Here is a 3,805-nt window from a genome sequence, read left to right as displayed (position 1 = left end):
GATAAACAGCTGAGCGCAGCACTCACGTGCATGCACGATGACCCCGGGCATCCGTGGACGTTACAGAAGCTAGCCTTGCGTATAGGCATGTCACGCTCGACTTTTGCCCTGCGCTTCAAGGAGACGGTTGGAACTTCACCGATGGAATACGTGACACGTTGGCGGATGCTGTTGGCGTGCGACAGGCTGAAAAATTCAGGCGACTCAATTCCCTGTATCGCCACGTCGCTGGGCTACGAGTCCGAAAGCGCGTTCGGTAAGGCATTCAAACGCGTCATAGGCTGCTCGCCAAGGCAGCATGGTCGGCAGATCACCACCGCTGCATCGCTGCCAACGCTCAAGGCTGGACCTGGAGCCATTGACGCAAAAGACCCCGTTCTTACCATTGCGGAGAATTCGCATCCGTGAACGGCTCTTGACCACGGCAGCAGTAGGCGAAGGTGCGGCCGTTGTGGTACAAGTCCATCGGTTTCTCAGCGCTGAACGGTAAGTTTCGACGGCGGACGCAACGGGCGCTTCTACGTTTTCGCCCAGCCAGGAGGATGCAGTGGACAGGCTAGCAGCGATGGAAACCTTTGTATGCGTGGTGGAGTCTGGTTCATTTTCAGCGGCTGCGCGACTATTGAAGGTAGGGCAGCCAGCCGTGTCCAAGACCATTGCCCTGCTCGAAGAACGACTCTCGGTGCGCCTGTTGCTGCGCTCGACGCGCGGTTTAATGCCAACCGAGGCAGGTCAGGCATTTTACGGACGGGCAAAACGCGCGATCGAAGAGGCAGACGAAGCGGAGTTCGCTGCCCGCGGAGCGGCCACCAATCTCACGGGACGCCTGCGCGTGTGCGCCGCCGTTACGTTTGCCCGGCTACACATCGTGCCCGCCATCGGACGGTTTCTCGAAGCACATCCTGATCTCAACGTCGACATGGTTCTCGACGATCGCAATGTCGATCTGCTCGAAGAAGGCATCGACATCGCATTTCGCATGGGACAACTCGAGGACTCGAGCATGACCGCACGCAAGATCGGTGAAGTCCCACGTCTTGTGGTGGGCACGCCGGCCTACTTCAAACGCGCCGGAATCCCCGCCTCCCCGGCGGACCTGTCTTCCCATCAGGCAATCATATATAACCAGCGAGGTGGCGGCGGCACGTGGACTTTTCGACGCGAAAGCTCGGAAGTGGCCGTCGTCGTATCCGGACGCGTTGCCACCACCGCGGCTGAAGGAATCCGAGCGGCGGTTCTCGCCGATCTCGGGTTAGCCGTGGCATCCGAATGGATGTTTTCCCCGGAACTGAAAAGCGGCGAGGTCTGCGCGGTGCTGAACGATTGGCGGCTGCCTTCCGTTGAGCTTTGGGCCGTGTTCCCGGCCGGCCGCATGGTCAACGCTAAAACACGCGCATTCCTCGACTTCCTCACAGATATCCTGGACTTCCGCGCCGATCCCGTAGACACGGACGATCACCCATAAGGGTGCGCGACCGGTCAGGCTTCGACTAGCCATAACCGCTCGCAGCGCGCCGGCCTGATCTGCATGAACGAAAGCGGGGAATGATCGGTGTAGGACGTTCCCCCGCGCTGCGTCTAGCCCCCGCTGGCCCGCAAAGTCCGGATTACCTAGTGAAAAGCCACGAACGGTCAAGTCATTGAACATGACCTCGAACGGGCTAACCGCCATGGCCGCAAAGCTCGGGGCAGCGTACGACACGAGCGTGCCGCGAGGCCCCAGCAACTTCGCCAGGTGGCCCGTAGCGTCGCCGCTGACGGCATCCAGCGCAAGCCGCATGCGCGGTTCACCCAGCGCCTCGGCCATCTTATTGGGCACGTTGTCGTCGTCCAGCAAGACCAGCTCGCATCCCGCTTCTCGCGCGGCACTCATAGCCTCTGCCCGACGCACCAGTCCGAGAGTCCTGACACTCTTTCGTTTGGCAAAGCCGACTATCCAGCGCGCTATGGCCGAGTTGGCCGCGTTGATCACAATCCAGTCACCCGACTGCAACTGTACGTATGTCTCGAGCAGCAAATGCGCGGTGGGCGGGTTGATGGTAAGCATGGCTAACTGCTGAGGATCAGCATCGGCAGGAAGTGCGACCAGCCCGTCCGCGTTGACGACTATCCGCTCGCGCCAGGTGAAGCTGCCCATCGAGAGAGCCACGCGGTCGCCGACCCTGACGTTGCTGACTCCGGCACCTGCCTCCAGCACACGCCCCGCACCCTCGTTGCCAATAACCGATGGCAACTCGGGATGCAGCGGCTACAAGCCCCGCGCGACGAGAATGTCGCTGAAGTTGACTGGGGCGTACTCGACCCCAACCAGCACCTGGTCCGCGCCCGGACTGGCGGGTTCTGGCAACTCGCGCAATTCAAGTCCCGTTGCAGGGTCGCCATATGCGGTAAGTACCACGGCTTTCATGATGTCACTCCTCTTCGATGGACGCCTAAGCAGGTACAACGCCGGCATGCCTTATACGGCATCGGGTTGTGCAATGTCCGCCAATCCGTTGGGGAAAACGCGCGTGCGTCAGATCTGAGCGCGGCCACCATCCACGAAGAGCTCGATGCCCGTGACGAAACTCGAGTCATCCGAAGCGAGAAACAGGGCTGCCTTGGCAACTTCGTCGGCTTGCCCCATGCGTCCCATCGGTATCGTAGATAAAATCCTCGCCATAGCGTCCTGAGGCTGCTGACCGATGACCGGGGTATCTATTGGGCCCGGGCTAAGGACGTTTGAACGGATGCGACGGTCTTTCAGCTCCACGGTCCATCCCCGCACGAAATTGCGGATGGCCGCCTTGGTCGCGCCATATACCCAGAAGGCAGGCGTCCCTTTGGCGCTCGCGACGGAGCCCGTGAGAATGATCGACCCGCCGTCATTCAAGAGCGGCAGCGCCTTCTGGACGGTGAAGAGCACGCCCTTCACGTTAGTACTGAACAGTTTGTCGAAATGCGCTTCGGTGATATCGCCCAGGGCGGCGAACTCAGCGATACCGGCGTTGGCGAAGACGATGTCGATTCTTCGCCCTGTCGCGCTGACGTTCTCATAGAGACGATCAATATCAGCCAGATCGGCGACGTCTCCCTGGATGCCAGTCACATTGTCCCCGATGGCCCTTACGGCTTCGTCGAGTTCCTTCTGGCGACGGCCGGTGATGAAGACGTAGGCGCCCTCGGCGACGAAGAGCTTCGCGGCGGCGAAGCCTATCCCTGACGAGCCGCCGGTGATGACGGCGACCTTTCCTTGCAACTTACCCATGGCGATTACTCCGTTGTGAATATCCGCTGGTTATGCCGGTCACATCGTTAAGATGACTTTGCCAAACGGCCGATCTTCTATGAGGTGACGCAGTGCCTCGCCCGCTTCGGCGAGGGGGTAGACCCGCTCGACGATCGGCTTGACGGATCCGCTGGCGATCAGCGAGAAAATGTCCCGCCATGCGGTTGCTACCACCGTGGGTGACTGGCCGAACAGCGAGAAGCCTTCCATACGCGCGCGCTTCCAGATGAGGTCCGTCACATCGATCATGGTTCTGCGGCCACCGGAGTAGCCCAACGTGATCAAGACACCGCCGGTACCGAGGCTGCTCAGGGCATCACTGGTCACGGTCCCGCCGATGCTATCGATCACAATATCTACCCCCTTGCCGGCCGTTAACCGGTGAACGCCGTCCGCGAGCGCTTCCGTGGTGAGGTCGATCACGTCTTCGAAGCCAAGCTCGCGCGCCCTGGCGGCTTTCGCCGCGCTGCCAGCCGTCGAGAGCACCTTCTCAGCACCTTGTGCCCGCGCGAGCTGATAGGTCGCATTGCCGACCGA

Annotated in this window: 5 protein-coding genes and 1 pseudogene; 2 read left to right on the top strand and 4 right to left on the bottom strand. The window is 60.9% G+C overall.

Annotation, left to right across the window (positions count from 1 at the left end; genetic code table 11):
- Both WCA53_RS18395 and WCA53_RS18390 read left to right on the top strand, forming a co-directional pair.
- On the top strand, positions 1–408 hold a 408-nt coding region (locus tag WCA53_RS18395), incomplete at its 5' end, for a helix-turn-helix domain-containing protein (RefSeq protein ID WP_423913686.1).
- Positions 409–547: 139 nt separating this feature from the next.
- A complete protein-coding gene (locus WCA53_RS18390; protein WP_423913683.1) occupies positions 548–1,465 on the top strand; it encodes a LysR family transcriptional regulator in 918 nt (305 codons plus the stop codon).
- 144 nt (positions 1,466–1,609) lie between these two features.
- Here WCA53_RS18390 and WCA53_RS18385 read toward each other — a convergent pair.
- From WCA53_RS18385 to WCA53_RS18370, 4 genes and pseudogenes are all read right to left on the bottom strand, one after another.
- Positions 1,610–2,233: pseudogene (locus WCA53_RS18385) on the bottom strand (alcohol dehydrogenase catalytic domain-containing protein); the annotation flags it as partial.
- Between the two features lie 15 nt (positions 2,234–2,248).
- The gene (locus tag WCA53_RS18380; protein ID WP_423913679.1) at positions 2,249–2,407 is read right to left on the bottom strand and encodes a hypothetical protein; all 159 of its coding nucleotides are present in this window, start codon (positions 2,405–2,407) and stop codon (positions 2,249–2,251) included.
- Between the two features lie 108 nt (positions 2,408–2,515).
- Positions 2,516–3,247, bottom strand: coding sequence for an SDR family oxidoreductase (locus tag WCA53_RS18375; protein WP_423913674.1), 732 nt, complete (start codon positions 3,245–3,247; stop codon positions 2,516–2,518).
- Positions 3,248–3,286: 39 nt separating this feature from the next.
- Positions 3,287–3,805 (bottom strand): quinone oxidoreductase family protein (locus WCA53_RS18370; RefSeq protein ID WP_423913670.1); only part of this gene is annotated, 519 nt, incomplete at its 5' end.

The sequence above is a fragment of the Caballeronia sp. genome (assembly GCF_049581465.1).
In the GTDB taxonomy this organism is placed as follows: Bacteria; Pseudomonadota; Gammaproteobacteria; order Burkholderiales; family Burkholderiaceae; genus Caballeronia.
This window is presented reverse-complemented; position numbering and strand designations above follow the sequence as displayed.